Source organism: Paenimyroides ceti (genome assembly GCF_030409925.1).
Genome location: NZ_JAUFQU010000001.1, coordinates 1,000,501 through 1,015,894, shown reverse-complemented (window position 1 = coordinate 1,015,894; position 15,394 = coordinate 1,000,501). Strand labels below are relative to the sequence as shown.

Genomic DNA, 15,394 nt, shown 5'->3' with positions numbered 1-15,394 from the left:
TATGCCTTACATTTGCATCAACTTTTAGGTCAAAAAACGCATTTTTGATAATAGGGAAACAGGTGAGATCATATTCAAATCCTGTGCTGTACCCGCAACTGTAAGCATTTTCTTATATATGTAAGATACTTGTCTGATAACGCCACTAAGCAATTGGGAAGGCAAACAAGTAGCAAAGCCAGGAGACCTGCCTAAAATATAACCATTAAAAAAGACCTTCGGGAAAAAAGGTAATATCGATGAATAAAAAATGGTCCGTTTCATTATTGTTTTCCATTTTGGCATGCCATACTTATGCACAGGAAAACAATCAGCATACAGAACTTGAAGAACTTATCATTACAGATGATAAATTAAGAACGCATAACCTGTCACAGACAATACGTAAAATAAATGACACGGTAGTAAAGACAAGTAATGGCTCTCTTACAGATTTATTGCTTTTTAACTCCTCTATTTATTTTAAAGAAAATGGTTTTGGAATGGTTTCATCTCCCTCTTTCAGGGGAACAACAGCACAGCAAACATCCGTTGTATGGAACGGGTTGCGCATAAATTCTCTTTTATTAGGGCAAACCGACTTCAATTCTATTTCCTATAAAGAATATAATGATATCAGCATAAAGCCAGGAGGAGGAAGCGTTTTATACGGCTCTGGTGCCATCGGAGGAACGATTCATCTCAATAATGAACTTAAATTCAGTAATCATTTTGATAATGAATTGCAACTAACCTACGGAAGTTACAATACTTATCGCGTCAATTATAATCTTTCTGCAGGAAATGATAAATGGAGTACTCAAATCAACATCAACAGAAACGAAAGTGATAATGATTTTGATATTGAGAAACAAAAACGTAAAAACCTGAACGGCCAATATTGGAATAATAGTATTAACACTTCAATCGGCTACCGTATCAATCGTACCCATGACATACGTTTTTTCTCTCATATCTACGATGATGAACGCCATTTTTCTCTGATTTCGGTCAATCAGATAAAGACAAAATATCAAAATCAATCTGCACGAAATCTGTTGCAGTGGAAAGCAACTACACAAAAAACAAACAGTATTGTAAGGCTGGCCTATATCAATGAAAACTACCGTTACTTTGACTATCTGCCTTCTGATCGTCATTCAGGTGGAGAGGTAAACAGCTACATCATAAAATATGATCTGGACTACAAGCTCACTGAAAAAATCGTTGTTTCCCTATTGATGGATTATCAACACAATAAAGGTAAAGGTAATGGATCCGGATTTGCTCAGGCGCAACAGGAAATTTTATCTTCAGGTCTGCTGTTAAAACATACATTGAGTACGAAAAGCGGATATGAACTCGGAATTAAAAAAGAGTTTACAAAAGCCTATGAAAACCCTCTGCTCTACTCTGCCGGTTTTTATATATCCCCCATAGAAAATTACACGATCAAACTAAACGGTTCCAAAAATTACAGAATTCCTACATTCAACGATATTTACTGGGAACCCGGAGGAAATAAAAATCTGAAACCTGAAAGCAGTTATCAGGCTGATCTTTCTCAGGAAATAAACTGGAAAAACTGGCAGTTTTCTGCAAATGTATATGCCATCTTCATTAATGATATGATTCGCTGGCTGCCCACTAATGAAGGATACTGGCAAGCTTCCAATACGAATAAAGTAACTGTAAAAGGAGTGGAATTATTTTCAGCATATCGCCTTCATTTTGGCAGCCATCATATTAATGTTCAGGGTACATATGCTTACACAGATTCAAGAGACAATGAAACTGAAAAACAATTGATCTATGTGCCTTTTCATAAAATAACGGGTAGTATACAGTATCGCTATAAAAATCTAAGCTTACAACTACAGGGGCTTATGAACGGTAAAGTATATACCACCACCAGTAATGATGAAAACTCTGCAATAGACCCTTATACCCTTTTTAATACACAAGTCAGTTACCGTTTCGGAAAAAAGAATGAGCAAATGTTTGCTTTTGAAATAAAAAATGCATCTGATAAAATGTATGAAAATACATTGAACAGACCAATGCCCGGAAGAAATTATACAATTCAATACATCTTAAAATTTTAAAAAAAATGAAAAAAGTTTTATTATCAATTAGTTTAGTAGCACTTCTATATTCTTGTAGCAGTGATGATAATGTAAATACCGGTATTCCTACGGGAGATAAACCGTATTCCAATGGAGTGATTATTCTGAACGAAGGGAATTTCCAGTCCAGCAATGCTAATGCTTCTTATATTTCAAATGATTTAAGCGTACAGCACAACAGCATTTTCTCTACAGCAAACAATAGTGAATTCATAGGAGATGTTGCTCAGTCATTGGCTTTTTATAAAGACTTTGCTTTTATCGTAGTTAATAATTCGAACACGATAGAAGTAGTAAATCGCTATACATTCCAAAAAGTAGCTCAGATCACTCAGGAGCTATCCTTACCAAGACGCATTGTTGTAAAAAACAGCAAGATATATGTTACCAACAGTGCTTCAAAAAAAGTAACAATTTACAATGCAGACAATTATCAGTTTATCACTTCAGTAGAGTTAGATGCTGATCCGGAATACATTGTAGCAAACAATAATTATGTATATGTACAAAGCAACAGCTATGCTTCGCAAAAAGTTGTAGAAGTGATTTCTTTAAGTGACAATGTGAATGTTACGGATCTTACTTTTGAATATGCTTCGAACGGACTTGCTGTTGATAATGCTTCAGGCAATGTATATGCGGTAACTTCTGATGCTACCAAGTCTGAAATTCACATGATCTCCGGATTAACAGTTTCTAAAACAGTTTCTTCTAATGCGGTTACTTCAGCGAGATATGCGGTTATAGACAATAACAACTTCTATTTTGTAAGTGCTAATAATGTTTATAAAACGAGTTTGCAACTGACAAGTTTTCCTGAAACAAAAGTGTTATCGGTTGAAGAAAATGGTTTCTCTACCTTCTACGGATTTAATGTTATTGATAATAAGGTTTACAGTGCAGATGCCAAAGGTTTTACAGATAACGGTGTTGTAAGCATTTATGACCTAAACGGTGCTTTGTTAAAGCAGTTTTCAACAGGAGCAATAGGACCAAATGGTTTCTATAAAAACTAAAACGATTTATTTCAGATCATAAAAGGCAATGTGTATACATTGCCTTTTATTATTATGGATCCTGAAACAATAATTTTATTAACAGTTTCCTTCATTCTGATTATAATTCATTACTCAAAAAGCATTAGTCAGGAATAATCTGCTGAGGCATTTTCTTTCCTTCAGCAATTGCAATTAAATTTTCTGCAGCCATGATTGCCATAGCTTCTCTGGTTTCTGTAGTAGCAGATCCTATATGGGGTAATACGGCTACATTTCTCATTTTTAGTAAAGGATTATCAGACTGCATGGGCTCCGGATCTGTAACATCTAATCCTGCTCCCCATATCTGTTGTTGCTTTAAGGCAGTTATCAGATCTTTTTCATTGTGAATGCCACCTCTTGCTGTATTGATAAAAATAGCCGAATTTTTCATTTTCCGGAATACTTCACTGTCAAAAATACCTTCTGTCTCTTCAGAAAGATTACTGTGTACTGATATAACATCACTTTCACATACCAATTTATCAAAATCTACATACATAGCGTGGAGTTCTTTTTCTAATTCCGGCTTTTGACTTCTGCTGTGATAAATAATATTCATATCATAAACTCCTTTGGCTTTTTTCGCCAGTTCATACCCAATTCTGCCCATTCCGAAAATACCCAAAGTTTTTCCGTATAATTCTATTCCCAGATTTTCAGACCTGTTAGCCAAGCTCCATTGATCATCGGCAATAAAACGATGCATCATAAAAGCATTTCGCGATACAGCAAGCATGAGCAGGAAAGCAATATCAGATGTTGCTTTACTCAATACACCGGGCGTATTACTTACTGGAATAGTATAAGTTGCTGCTATATCTACCCCTACATTGTCATATCCCACGCTCATAAGAGCAATTGCCTTTAGATGACTACAGGATTTAAAAAAATCAGCATCCAATTTATTTTTGCCGGAGAATAATAACGCTTCATTTTTTTGACATTGGTCAATAAGGTCCTGCACAGAGATTTCATCTTCTTTATCATACATGCTAACAATGTGTCCGTGATGTTTCAATAGATCTGTTGCAGCTTTTGGAATTTTCTTACTGATGAATATTTTCATAACTTCATTTTAGGGTTATACAATGGGTGAAAGTCCGTTATCTCTGAAATAAGTTATCTTAGAAAGGAACATAATGGCCATTTTATCAGCTCTCCTTTTAGCTTCTTCCGCAACAGGTCCTTCAAAAAGACTGTCCACTACTTTGTAAAACAGTTGCTTCCAGCGTGCAAAATGCTTTTCCTCTACTGGTAAATGGGCATGTGGAGAAAAAGGTCTTCCGGAATATGTATGTTCATCCAGTAATATTGTTTGCCAGAATTGATACATCTTTTCAAGGTGCTCCGGCCATCTGTCTTCCAGCTTCTCATTAAAAATGGTTCCGATTAAATCATCATGCTGAACTTTTTCATAAAAAGTATTCACTAATAATTTTACATCTTCTATATTTTGAATGTCTTTTTTCATTTTTTTTAATTATATTTAACACAAATAATAAATTTTAGCCATTATATTAAATAGTGTTGTAGTTATTTGACAAATAAAGTAATTTTGACTTTATGAAAGATATTACAATCTTAGGGTCTGGAAATGTAGCACATCACCTCATACGATATGTGCAAAACTCCCATTCTTTAAATTTACAACAAATTTATGCCAGAAGCCCGGAAAAAATTATCCTTTCGGGATTAGATGTTTCTAAGATCATAACAGATTTGAATCAATTGCAAGAGGCTGATCTGTATATTATCGCTGTTTCTGATGATGCTATCGGTGAACTTTCTGACCGGCTTCCTTTTGAAAACCGATTGGTAGTTCACACTTCCGGTACAGCTCCAATAGAGGTACTGAATGCAAAAAACAGAAGAGGTGTATTTTATCCGTTACAAACGTTTTCAAAAAACAAGGAAGTTGATTTTAAAACAATTCCCATGTGCTTGGAAGCTGATACGGATGATGATTTTGAAACCATTAAATACATTGCTGAACAGTTTTCTGATCATGTCTATCAGATTTCATCAGTACAGCGTAAAAGCATTCATATATCTGCCGTTTTTGTCAATAATTTTGTCAATCATATGTATGTCTTAGGAAATAAAATCTGTGATGAACATAACATTCCTTTCCAGATTCTACAACCTTTGATTAAAGAAACAGCTGACAAAATAGTAAGCGTGAAGCCTATCGATGCACAAACAGGACCTGCTGTGAGAAAAGACAGCAAAACAATTGAAAAACATCTGGCTTTTCTGGATGGAAACATTGACTTAAAAAACTTATATTTAACACTCACAGAATCTATTCAAAATTATAATGTCTAAAAGCTATAAAGAATTAATGAACGACATCACTACTTTTATTTTTGATGTTGATGGCGTTCTTACCGACGGAACTATTCATGTAACCGAAACGGGAGAATTATTAAGAAACATGAATATTAGAGATGGCTATGCCATGAAAGCAGCCGTAGAAAACGGATACCAGGTGTGCATCATTTCAGGAGGAAATAATGACGGAGTACGAACCCGGTTGAGAAATTTAGGAATTACAGACATTCATTTAGGAGTGCACAATAAAGTAGACGTTTATAAAGAATACATTGATATCTATAACATTTCGCCGCATCAGGTTTTATACATGGGAGATGATATACCCGATTTTTGGGTAATGCAGGAAGTAGGATTACCTACATGCCCGCAAGACGCTTCCCCTGAAATTAAAAAAATCTGTAAGTATATTTCTCATATCAACGGTGGTAAAGGCTCGGTTAGAGATGTTATAGAACAAGTGATGAAAGTTCAGGGCAAATGGCTTGAACATTTCGACGCGAAGTTTGACTAACATAAAACCGAAACATATGAAAGTATTAAGAAAAGACCAGCTACAAATTGTTCTACAAATCGTCGTAACGGTACTCTTACTCAGATTTGGCCTGTTTAAACAAATAGCAAGTGAAATTGCTCTGACAGATGTTCAATTTTTACTTTATTTACTTTCTATCGGATTCATCGCTTCAGGAGGTTTGATCTTGTATGGAATTATTATACAGGAAGAACAACCTTGGCGAAAAATACACAAAAACATAGATAAAGCTTATTATCTGTACCTTGGAGTCAACATCCTTGGAATAGGAATAAGCTTTTTTGTTTCAAGTGCTATAGATAAAACTGCTTACTTTGGCTTTTTTATGGGAGGTGCAGCCATTATTTATCTCTACACTACCCAATGGAGAAAAATCATTCTGCTGAACAACATCATTTTTTCCTTACTGATTACATTTGCCAGTTTTATAGAAATTATTACCGATCTCATGCCAACCCTAAATCCGTTGCAGACAAGTGCTGAAAACACAAATAATTTATTGTTTGAAATTACAACACGGTTTGGCATACTGTTATTCTTTCTCTATTTTATCAAAACCATTCTGCTGGATCTCAAATTTATGAATCTGGATCTTAGAAATAATAAGAAGACACTGGCCACCCTGCACGGACGTAAAAAAGGCTCTGTAAGAACTACTTTATTAGGTCTGATTCCATTGGTTTTACTCATCGCTTTTGCTTTATACTATTACCCGCAATTGCCGCTGTTGAGCATCTATATAGCAATTGCAATCATACTGCCATACCTCTTTTTACTCGTAAAACTGTGGAATGCAAAAACAGCAAAAGATTACAGTCTTACGAATAATATTCTAACAATAATAATTTGGTTAACGATATTTTCTATTGTAGTTTTATTGTTTAATTTAAAATAGAAATGTTATTAAACGAATTACTGGTCCACAAAAAAATCATATTAGCTTCTAATTCTCCAAGGCGAAAACAGTTCTTATCGGATTTAAACATAGCGTTTGAAGTAAAACCTTCAAACGTAGACGAATCATATCCCGACAGTTTTCAAAAGGAAGCGATTACGGACCACATTGCAAAAATGAAAGCCGATTTTTTCACTGAACTGCATAAAAACGAAATTATTATAGCCTGTGATACAATTGTCTGGAATGATGACAAAGCTTTAGGAAAACCTGAAAACTTTGAAGAAGCTTTTGAAATGCTTAAAAGTCTGAGTGGGAAAACCCATTTGGTAATCAGTTCGGTATGTCTTAAAGATGCGGTAAAAACCAAAATCTTCAACGATACTACACGGGTTACCTTCTCAAACCTTAACGATGAAGAAATCACGTATTATATTGACAACTACAAACCTTATGATAAAGCAGGAGCTTATGGCATACAGGAGTGGATTGGTCTCGTGGCAATTCAAAAAATTGAAGGTTCTTATACCAATGTGGTAGGAATGCCGATGGAAAAATTATACACAAATTTATCAGATTTTATTCAATAATGTTTTACGAAATGAACTTTGATCTTTCAGACTATTACAAACAGATTATTTTTAGTGTCCTTACAATATTGTTAGGCACACTGGTAAAATTTATTGCGCAGAAGATTGTAAATAGTTTTTCTCATATTTCTCATAAAGCTGATAAGAGAAAAAATATGATTATCAAATATATTGACATTCTTATTTACATCATTTTTGGAACTATAATCCTTCTTATATGGGGTGTAGACACAGGTCGTGTAATGACATCACTGACCTCAATACTTGCATTTATCGGAGTAGCGCTATTTGCTCAGTGGTCCATACTCAGCAATATAACCGCAGGTATTATCATGTTCTTTTCTTTTCCCTACAAAATCGGTGACAGAATCAAAATACAGGATAAAGATTTTCCGACAGAAGCAGAAATAATTGATATAAAAGCTTTTCACACCATCCTCGTCACGGAAGAAGGAGAAAAAATATCTTTCCCAAACAATTTGTTTTTACAGAAATCAATTGTAATTCTTGAAGAAGTATAAAAACAGTACTATGCCCAAAATCTCTTTATCCCTACTTTGCCTTATTTGTTTTTCAAACCTTATTCAGGCGCAAAAAAGCAAAACGTATAGCGCATCAGAAATATACCAGGAAGTAGAAAAAATAAATGTTTTAGCTTCTGCTTTATATATTGCAGCACATCCTGATGACGAAAACACCAGACTTATTACGTATCTGTCAAATGAAGTGAAAGCAGAAACAGCCTATCTATCGCTTACCCGTGGTAACGGTGGTCAAAACCTCATAAGCAATGAACTGGGAAATGTCTTAGGTGTAATACGTACTCAGGAACTTTTAAATGCACGCAAAATAGATGGAGGGGTACAGTATTTTTCCTCAGCCAATGACTTTGGTTTCTCAAAATTACCTAAAGAAGCCTATGAAAAATGGAATAAAAACCAAATTACGGAAGAAATGATTTATCTGGTTCGCAAATTGCAACCGGATATTATTATTAATCGTTTTGACCACAGAACTGAAGGGACTACCCATGGGCACCATACAGCATCAGCACAACTTTCAGAACAGATTTTCGAAAAAGCAAACGATAAAAATGTATTTCCGGATCAACTGAAAAAACTCTCACTCTGGCAGCCTAAACGACTTTTTTTTAATGCCTCCTGGTGGTTTTTCGGAGGAAAGGAACAATTCAAAAAAGCTGATAAATCTTCTTATATTCCATTACAAACAGGCTTTTACTATCCTAATCTTGGAAGATCTAATCAGGAAATAGCCGCTCTGAGCAGAAGCCAGCATCAATCTCAGGGGTTTGGAGATATGTCTGCGAGAGGGGAAGACATTGAATATCTTGAACTGATAAAAGGTCCTAAATTGCAAAATCAGCAAAATCTATTTGAAGGAATCGATATCACCTGGAAGCGGGTAAAAAACGGAGAACCAATTGGTAAAAAAGTTTCCCAGCTATTGTCAAACTTTAATTTTAAAGCCCCCTCTAAAAATATTGATGCCCTTGTAGAAATCTATAAAATGATCAATGCATTGGATAACAGCATGTGGAAAACGCAGAAGATGGCAGAAGTACAGAAATGTATTGCACTTTGTGCAGGACTTTTTTTAGAAATCTCAAGTGAAGACCAGATTATCACTCCTGGTTTTGATGCTGTTTTCAAATATGAGGTCATCAATAGAAGTAAATATCCCATGGAAATTAAGGAAATAAGCATTTTAAACAACAGCTTTAAAAAAGAAATGCATACTCCACTGCTACCAAACCAGCTTCTGTTAGATTACTTTACAACGAAAATACCTTCAACTATACCGTATTCTAATGCTGAATGGCTTATTGATGCTAAAAAATCCTTTTACAACCAATTTGATAGTCATAACGAACTCTCGGCTTCATTTCAGATTAAAGTAAAAGATATTATTCTCAGCTACAACTATCCTTTGGTTTATAAATATAAGGATGAAGTTAAAGGAGAAATATATGACAATGTGTTGGTACTGCCTGATGTATCTTTACGTTTTGAAAAAGAAATATACCTCTCCAGAAACAAGGATGAAATCGAGATTACAGCTCTACTCAAATCATTTCGTAAAAATATAAAAGGAACTTTGGAACTTGTCTATGAGAATGCTGCTGACGGAAAAATAAAATCGATACCGGTTCATATCCCGGAAGCTTTGAAGACGGAGAGAGTCAGCTTTAAAATTAAACCATCAGAACAAAATTCTGAAACCCCTCTGAAGTTGATTTTCAGAACGGAAACAGATACTTTTACTGAAGAGGTAACCCTTGTAGCTCATAATCATATCCCTACTCAGGTCATTTTATCACAAGCTAAAACAGTCGTCAAAAATATCAAAGTAGCAACAAAAGGAAAAAAAGTAGGTTATATAATGGGAGCCGGAGATAAAATACCGGAAGGTTTAGTCAATCTGGGATACGAAGTAACATTACTAAACATTTCTGAAATTACCGCTAAAAACTTAGCCGGATATGATGCTGTACTACTGGGGATCAGAGCTTTTAATACCTTGAATGAATTAAAATTTAAAAACAAGGAATTATTTCAATATGCTGAAAACGGAGGAAATGTTATTGTACAATACAATACCAATCACAGTTTGGTAACAGATGAAATTGCACCGTATAAACTGATACTTTCCAAAGACCGTATCACGGATGAAGACGCAGAAATACATTTTCTGAAACCCGATCATAAAGTATTGCATTATCCCAATGAAATCAGTAAAGAAGATTTTAAAGGCTGGATTCAGGAACAGGGATTGTATTATGCAAATGATTTTGACCGTAACCATTTTGTACCGGTCTTTGAATCACATGATTTTGATGAGCCTACTACGAATGGTGGGCTTCTGATCGCAAAATATGGAAAAGGATACTATACCTACACAGGTTTAAGCCTTTTCAGACAAATACCGGAAGGAGTACCCGGAGCCTATAAAATATTAGCTAATCTAATTGCGTTAAATAAGGATGAAAAATAATCTCAAAAAATATCAATGGCGTAAAAGCTATAGCATTGTATTGCTCGTAAATGTATTTTATATCGTGTTCTTTTATTTTTTAATGCAATTATACGCATCATAGTATGGGACTTATCGATTGGATCATTTTAGGTTGTACAATATTGTTTATAGTCATCTATGGAACAATAAAAACAAGAGGGAGTAAAAATGTAGAAGAATATATTCTTGCCAACCAGCAGACCAACTGGTGGACAGTGGGCTTATCTGTTATGGCTACTCAGGCAAGTGCCATTACTTTTTTATCTACTCCGGGACAGGCTTACCATGATGGAATGGGATTCGTTCAATTCTATTTCGGACTTCCAATAGCAATGGTAGTCATCTGTATTGCTTTTATTCCCGTCTATCACAGATTGAAAGTATATACTGCATATGAATTTCTGGAGTCCCGTTTTGATTTAAAAACGAGAACCTTGGCCTCTGTTATTTTCCTTATTCAAAGAAGTGTAGGAACAGGATTAACAATATATGCCCCGGCCATCATCTTATCGTCAATTCTGAACTGGAATTTAACCTTTATAACCATTTCAATTGGGATAACCATTATTTTTTACACCTATTTCGGTGGAACAAAGGCTCTTAATATCACACAAAAACAGCAGGCTTTCATCATTATGCTGGGAATGTTTTTAACCTTTTTTCTTATTTTATACCGTTTTCCAACGGAAATGACGTTCAATAATGCTTTGGGAGTAGCCGCAGCCAACGGAAAAATGAATTTGTTGAATTTTTCATTTGATCCTGCCGAACGTTATACTATATGGAATGGTCTTACAGGAGGATTCTTTCTGATGCTTGCCTATTTCGGTACCGATCAATCACAGGTAGGTCGTTATTTATCAGGAAAATCAGTAAAAGAAACACAGATGGGAATGATTATGAACGGACTTCTGAAAGTACCCATGCAATTCTTCATCCTCTTGGTAGGTGTCATGGTTTTTATATTTTTCCAATTCAATAAGGCTCCGCTCCACTTCAATCCAATCAATGTTCAAAATGTCAAACACAGTGCCTACAAACAAGACTATGAAAAATTAGAAACCGAAATGGATCAGCTATTTGCAGAAAAAGAGGAAATAACACTGCTCTATACGGGGCAACTCAATCTTGGATATAACAATCCTATTTTAGAAGAAAAAATGGTCTCTATCAATGAACATGAAAAGGAGTTAAGAAAAGAGGCACGCACGCTGATTTCAAAATCTCAGAAAGGAGCGGAAACCAACGATAAAGATTATGTTTTTATTTATTTCATACTAAACTACCTTCCACAGGGATTGATCGGTTTGCTTTTAGCCGTTATATTTTCAGCAGCCATGTCTTCATCAGCATCAGGTTTATATGCTGTAGCTTCAACTTCTGCCATTGATTTATATAAAGCTAATTTTAAAAACAAATCAGAAGCACACTATTTAAAAGTAACCAAATTACTGGTAATCTTTTGGGGGATTGTCTGTATTGTCACAGCTTGCTTCATCAGCTTATTTGACAACCTCATCCAATTGGTTAACATTATAGGTTCCATATTTTACGGTACTGTTTTAGGTCTTTTTCTTATTGCTTTTTTTATAAAATACAGCAAAGCTCAGGCAACATTTTGGGCGGGTGTGATTACACAGCTAACGGTTATCGTTATTTACTTTTTAAACGTAGTGAGCTATTTATGGCTCAATCTGATCGGTACCTTACTTGTAATTATTCTTTCTGTTGTCTTTCAGTTCATGATCAATAAACTGAAAAAGTAATGGTAATCCATAAAAAGCTATATGCATCTTTTTCTTTAATTGTTTATCAATAAAAACATATAAAAAAGCCCCTGAAATTATTCTCAGGGGCTTTTTTAATAACTTATTTATATTATTTCACTTCTCGTGTCAGTTGAATATATCCGGTATAAATAAATCCTCCGTCTACAATGATATGGTAGAAATAAGTTCCGTCAGGTAATGGATCTCCATTACTATTCTGACCATTCCATTCCTGGCTATATGGAGAACGGGAATATACTTCTTTTCCGTATCGGTTGTGAATCGTTATTTTGGCTACGTGGAACGCTTTTAAGTCAAGGAAATCATTCAGACCATCGCCATTAGGAGAAATTCCTTTTGGTATTACTACGGTTTGTCGGTCAATATCCACACAAGCAGTACAGTTTGGTACTGGATCTTCATTAGATTCTGAACTGATGTCAACAATATTGACCAAATCCCCTTTAAAAGATTTTGGAACGGTTAATTTTACATTATAGGTAACCGTTTCTCCAACTTTCATAATTGGGATCACATCATACAGATTACCAGTGCCGCTGGTACTTCTGCTACTTTGCCAACTCATTTCAGTAATTCCTGCCGGCATTGGATCGCTCACTACCACATCAACAGCAGAACTTGGTCCGTTGTTCTTAACAACAATCACATAATTTAAATCTTTTTCATTTTCATAATACAAAACACCATCATCCTTATTTCCATCCAGATCAGCTGTTCTCTCAATTTTTACTATCGTAGGGTCATTTATAAAAGGAGTGTCAGGATCATCAGAAACCGTTCCTACATCACCTACCGGAGTTGAAGAATTCGCCAAAGCCTGATTACTCACCTCTCCTGCCAGAAAATCGGTTACTGTAATAGTATGTTTTGCAGAAGCAGTTATCGATTGATTAGGCATTAGTAAAGCCACATAATCAGGAATTATAGAACCCGGATCAGCATTAGGATCTGTAATATTGATGTTCTGAACGGCAGCTGTACCAGTATTCGTAAGAGTCAATTCATAATTAATAACGTCCCCTACTTGATAGTATATTGGTTTTTCAGCTCTTTTGGTCAATTTGAGACGGCCTAACTCTATGATGGCGGTATCAGTATTATTATCAGGATTTTTATCGATATTTTCTCCGGTTACGTTTGCTGTATTTAAATAAACACCGTTTTCATTGATATTTACCAGTATTTCTATCGTTGCGCTATCACCCGGAGCTAACGTTCCTACAGACCAGTTTCCAGATACATTATCATAAGTTCCCTGAGTAGCTGTATAACTTACATACGTATAACCGCTTGGCAATACATCATTTACTACTACAGCATTATCTGTAAAATTCAAATCATTGTTTTTAACAGTAATCACAAAAGTAACCTGATTTAATGTCTGATCTTTAATTGTTTTTTCTATTGAAAGATCGCTACAAGGTTCTACTTCAACAAAAGTCGGTAATGACTGATTAGACCATCCGCAATTTTTACGGATACTCACAGTGTAATTTCCTGATGCCAAAGCCTCATAAACATTATCATCAGTTACAGCTACTGAAACCCCGTCTTTAAACCATTCATATTCTAAGATATCATCTCCGCTTTCTGCTTCAATGGTCACTGTACAATCATCATTTGTTGTAACAAGTACGGGAGCAATTGCAGCCTGCCCAAATGCAGAAAAGAAAGCTGCCATTGAAAAACCATCACCAGACTGTACAATACTCGTAGTCAAAGGCATATCTGAAGTAAGAATCAAATCAGCCGGATTGCCCACATTGGTATTTTGAAACGTTAGCATATAAAAAGGCGTTGTTCCTAACTGAATACGTGGTGTTCCTGTAAGAGTTTCCAGATTGGCACCGTTTAGAAGAACCGGTTCTGTCGGATGCTCAATTACAGTAAAACCAAAATACGGAAGGTTGGTATTGTTGTAACTGATAAATTTTTTAGTTTGTATGTTTGTAATCCCCGAACAACCTCCGATCGGAAGTACAGTAGAAATATCTGTCTCGGCTCCTACAGCAGTTCCGGAATAAACAATAACCCTCTTGTCAGAAACAATCAATGAAGAAGAGTATTGATTGATGGCATTTCCATGGTAGAAAGTATAATTTCCTCCTGCCAATGGTACCACTTGAGTTGTAGTATTTACAAAAGCACCTGTTTGTGTAAAATTAGTAATAACAATAGAAGTGTTGTCTTCTGTGGTAACAATTGTAGTTTGTTCACCACCATAATTTAGACTTTGTTGTGTAGCCGTGGTCACATCTCCTGAACCTCTTACTACAAGGTACTGAGTTCCCAAAACATGCACAGGAGCTATCTGATCAAAAGTACCATCCTGACCGTTAGAAGGCGGAGTCGCTGTCCACGGAGTATCTCCCCAGTTTCCGGTATTCATCACCACTGGTTTATCTGCAGTAACCAAATAACCTATGTTCGCAAAAAACAACCGGCTCTGTCCTTCATTCAAAGTTACCGGTCCAGCTGGTAAATTTACAGTTGTTCCATTTTCAGTAGCCATAACAGAATAAACCGGTGCCGTATTGGTTAATCCCATCGTACTGATTCTATAATACCCTACTCTGAACTCCAAGCCTTTTCCTTCATCACCAAAACTCACTAAAGAAGCATTTCCTTTGATATAAGTAACGGAATTCGCACCCGTGTCCGAATCAATATTACGTAAATTTACCAGTACAGGAGCTGTTGCTTCCACAATAAGCCCTCTGTCATTATACAACTGATTGACTTCATTTCTCTGAATAAAAGAAGAACCTACAAATCGATATGATATAGGTGCATTCACAACCACTGTTAATGCATCTGTAATCAGTGTTCCGTCACTTTTTCTTAAGGTAACCTGTACCGGAGTGGTACTAAGCGTTCCTATGACAATTTCATTCGAATTACTCCAGTATTGCCAGGGAGCAGGTGCAATATAATGCTTGGTAGTATATTGTGCGCTTGCCGCGTAACAGAAAAGAAAAATAATACAGCAAAATAGTTGGTAGAATAGTTTTTTTAGCATTTGTGTTATTTTATTGATAATAGTTAAATAAAATTTTGTTCTAAAATAGTAAATTA

Annotated in this window: 12 protein-coding genes and 1 riboswitch; of the genes, 9 read left to right on the top strand and 3 right to left on the bottom strand. The window is 35.4% G+C overall.

The window, feature by feature from the left end; translation table 11 throughout:
- Positions 1–9 precede the first annotated feature (9 nt).
- A riboswitch (cobalamin riboswitch) is annotated at positions 10–209 on the top strand.
- 30 nt (positions 210–239) lie between these two features.
- Positions 240–2,084 carry a TonB-dependent receptor plug domain-containing protein gene (locus QW060_RS04785; RefSeq protein ID WP_290362514.1) on the top strand — a complete coding sequence of 615 codons (1,845 nt, stop codon included), beginning with the start codon at positions 240–242 and terminating at the stop codon, positions 2,082–2,084.
- A 5-nt stretch (positions 2,085–2,089) separates the two neighbouring features.
- Positions 2,090–3,121, top strand: coding sequence for a YncE family protein (locus tag QW060_RS04780; RefSeq protein ID WP_290362513.1), 1,032 nt, complete (start codon positions 2,090–2,092; stop codon positions 3,119–3,121).
- Positions 3,122–3,245: 124 nt separating this feature from the next.
- On the opposite strand, the gene QW060_RS04775 is transcribed toward QW060_RS04780, so the two are convergent.
- Together QW060_RS04775 and QW060_RS04770 are read right to left on the bottom strand one after the other, a co-directional pair.
- Entirely contained in the window at positions 3,246–4,211 is a 966-nt protein-coding gene (locus QW060_RS04775; RefSeq protein WP_290362512.1) for a 2-hydroxyacid dehydrogenase, read from the bottom strand.
- Between the two features lie 15 nt (positions 4,212–4,226).
- Complete coding sequence (locus QW060_RS04770) at positions 4,227–4,616, bottom strand: group III truncated hemoglobin (protein ID WP_290362511.1); 390 nt, start codon at positions 4,614–4,616, stop codon at positions 4,227–4,229.
- A gap of 92 nt (positions 4,617–4,708) precedes the next feature.
- On the opposite strand from QW060_RS04770, the gene QW060_RS04765 reads away from it, so the two are divergent.
- The 7 genes from QW060_RS04765 (at position 4,709) to QW060_RS04735 (ending at position 12,295) form a co-directional block, all read left to right on the top strand.
- Positions 4,709–5,470: a Rossmann-like and DUF2520 domain-containing protein gene (locus QW060_RS04765; RefSeq protein WP_290362510.1), complete on the top strand. Its 762-nt coding sequence runs from the start codon at positions 4,709–4,711 to the stop codon at positions 5,468–5,470.
- Entirely contained in the window at positions 5,463–5,990 is a 528-nt protein-coding gene (locus QW060_RS04760; protein WP_290362509.1) for a KdsC family phosphatase, read from the top strand. The genes QW060_RS04765 and QW060_RS04760 overlap by 8 nt, the downstream gene beginning before the upstream one ends.
- A 16-nt stretch (positions 5,991–6,006) precedes the next feature.
- Entirely contained in the window at positions 6,007–6,906 is a 900-nt protein-coding gene (locus QW060_RS04755; RefSeq protein ID WP_290362508.1) for a UbiA prenyltransferase family protein, read from the top strand.
- Positions 6,907–6,908: 2 nt separating this feature from the next.
- On the top strand, positions 6,909–7,496 hold the full coding sequence (locus QW060_RS04750) for a Maf-like protein (RefSeq protein WP_290362507.1): 588 nt from the start codon (positions 6,909–6,911) through the stop codon (positions 7,494–7,496).
- Between the two features lie 11 nt (positions 7,497–7,507).
- Positions 7,508–8,017 carry a mechanosensitive ion channel domain-containing protein gene (locus QW060_RS04745; protein ID WP_290362506.1) on the top strand — a complete coding sequence of 170 codons (510 nt, stop codon included), beginning with the start codon at positions 7,508–7,510 and terminating at the stop codon, positions 8,015–8,017.
- 10 nt (positions 8,018–8,027) lie between these two features.
- Positions 8,028–10,508: a PIG-L family deacetylase gene (locus tag QW060_RS04740; RefSeq protein WP_290362505.1), complete on the top strand. Its 2,481-nt coding sequence runs from the start codon at positions 8,028–8,030 to the stop codon at positions 10,506–10,508.
- A 104-nt stretch (positions 10,509–10,612) separates the two neighbouring features.
- Complete coding sequence (locus QW060_RS04735; RefSeq protein ID WP_290362504.1) at positions 10,613–12,295, top strand: sodium:solute symporter; 1,683 nt, start codon at positions 10,613–10,615, stop codon at positions 12,293–12,295.
- A gap of 112 nt (positions 12,296–12,407) precedes the next feature.
- Here the strand turns inward: QW060_RS04735 and QW060_RS04730 are convergent, their stop codons facing one another.
- Positions 12,408–15,338, bottom strand: a complete 2,931-nt coding sequence (locus QW060_RS04730; protein WP_290362503.1) for a DUF7507 domain-containing protein — start codon at positions 15,336–15,338, stop codon at positions 12,408–12,410.
- Between the last annotated feature and the right edge of the window lie 56 nt (positions 15,339–15,394).

Coding starts and splice junctions, on each gene's coding strand:
- QW060_RS04750 (WP_290362507.1), top strand. CDS start 6,909: ATGTTATTAAACGAATTACTGGTCCACAAAAAAATCATATTAGCTTCT.
- QW060_RS04780 (WP_290362513.1), top strand. CDS start 2,090: ATGAAAAAAGTTTTATTATCAATTAGTTTAGTAGCACTTCTATATTCT.
- QW060_RS04765 (WP_290362510.1), top strand. CDS start 4,709: ATGAAAGATATTACAATCTTAGGGTCTGGAAATGTAGCACATCACCTC.
- QW060_RS04760 (WP_290362509.1), top strand. CDS start 5,463: ATGTCTAAAAGCTATAAAGAATTAATGAACGACATCACTACTTTTATT.
- QW060_RS04735 (WP_290362504.1), top strand. CDS start 10,613: ATGGGACTTATCGATTGGATCATTTTAGGTTGTACAATATTGTTTATA.
- QW060_RS04730 (WP_290362503.1), bottom strand. CDS start 15,338: ATGCTAAAAAAACTATTCTACCAACTATTTTGCTGTATTATTTTTCTT.
- QW060_RS04740 (WP_290362505.1), top strand. CDS start 8,028: ATGCCCAAAATCTCTTTATCCCTACTTTGCCTTATTTGTTTTTCAAAC.
- QW060_RS04785 (WP_290362514.1), top strand. CDS start 240: ATGAATAAAAAATGGTCCGTTTCATTATTGTTTTCCATTTTGGCATGC.
- QW060_RS04770 (WP_290362511.1), bottom strand. CDS start 4,616: ATGAAAAAAGACATTCAAAATATAGAAGATGTAAAATTATTAGTGAAT.
- QW060_RS04755 (WP_290362508.1), top strand. CDS start 6,007: ATGAAAGTATTAAGAAAAGACCAGCTACAAATTGTTCTACAAATCGTC.
- QW060_RS04775 (WP_290362512.1), bottom strand. CDS start 4,211: ATGAAAATATTCATCAGTAAGAAAATTCCAAAAGCTGCAACAGATCTA.
- QW060_RS04745 (WP_290362506.1), top strand. CDS start 7,508: ATGAACTTTGATCTTTCAGACTATTACAAACAGATTATTTTTAGTGTC.